At 63.4% G+C, this 636-nt stretch carries 1 pseudogene; it reads left to right on the top strand.

What is annotated here, in order from left to right:
• Positions 1-444: pseudogene (locus MAXJ12_RS32865) on the top strand (MFS transporter); the annotation flags it as partial.
• Positions 445-636 lie beyond the last annotated feature (192 nt).

The raw sequence follows: 636 nt of genomic DNA, 5'->3' as shown, positions 1-636 counted from the left end.
TTTGCGGTGCAGGGGCTTGTCTTTTCGCCACTCGTCAAGCCGGCGACAACGAAGGTGCTGGTAGCACCCGCCTTCCTGGTGATGGCGATCGGTTTGGCGGTAATTCCATCGATCACCGCATTCAGCGAGATGCTGTTCGCGGTGTCCGTCGTCGCGGCCTCGGCCGGGGTGATCAGTCCGCTGCTCGCCTTCTGGGTGTCGCGGATCACCGCGCGAAGTCAGGGCGTCGAACTCGGCATTCAGGCGGCAGCAGTGAGCCTTGGGCTGTCGGTGGGCTCCGCGGGCGCTGGTCTGCTGTTCGGCTTCAACGGCCTGCAAGGCGCCGGCTTCCTTGCCGCAGCCGTGGTGATGGCACTCGCTGCGACGGCAAGCCTGAAGCTGCCGCTGATGGCCCCTATGACGTCTGATCCTCGTGCCGTTCCCGCCGGGAAGATCCCGGAATGATCATTTTGCCAACTGTTCGGAGAGCCCTATGAATTCCCCAGCTTCGCTTCAGTTTCTCGGCGCCGACGGAACCGTAACCGGATCGCGGTACCTGCTCGAAACGGATGGACACCGCGTCCTCATCGACTGCGGTCTGTTTCGGGGCTACAAGCAACTGCGTGATCGCAATCGCGCGGCATTTCCGGTGCCGCC

It is taken from the genome of Mesorhizobium alhagi CCNWXJ12-2 (assembly GCF_000236565.1).
Classification (GTDB): domain Bacteria; phylum Pseudomonadota; class Alphaproteobacteria; order Rhizobiales; family Rhizobiaceae; genus Allomesorhizobium; species Allomesorhizobium alhagi.
This window is presented reverse-complemented; position numbering and strand designations above follow the sequence as displayed.